Annotated in this window: 1 protein-coding gene; it reads right to left on the bottom strand. The window is 54.3% G+C overall.

Annotated elements, in window-relative coordinates:
• Positions 1-457 (bottom strand): tandem-95 repeat protein (locus tag ACYP03_RS24120; RefSeq protein WP_459782380.1); only part of this gene is annotated, 457 nt, incomplete at both ends.

Genomic DNA, 457 nt, shown 5'->3' with positions numbered 1-457 from the left:
AATCTTGCCGTTTTCAACCGTGGCCGAGCCGTGCGAAGGCTGAGTGATAATTGTCAGTGTGGCTGGCTGCAGAAGATCGCCTGAATCAATATCGCTGTCGTTAGCCAGCACATCCAGCACCACCAGCGTATCTTCATCCGTACTGCTGACATCAGCGGTTGCTACCGGTGCATCGGCCACAGGTGTCACTGTCACAGTGACGGTAGCTGGTGAAGATGCCGCGCCGTAAACATCCTGAACCTGATAGCTGAAGGTATCTGTCCCGGCGAAATTCGCATCCGGCGTAAAAGTAATAGTACCTGTTCCGGTATTGATGCTGGTGGCACCATGCAAAGGTGCCGTGACGACGGTGACACTGGCCGCATTGAGATCGCTGTCTGCATCACTGTCGTTGTCGAGCACACTGATAGCAATCAGGTTATCTTCTGCAACCGTTACCGCGTCATCGACCGCCACC

The sequence above is a fragment of the Photobacterium sp. R1 genome (assembly GCF_054600795.1).
The sequence above is the reverse complement of the archived record's forward strand: the minus strand, read 5'-3'. Positions and strand labels throughout refer to the sequence as shown.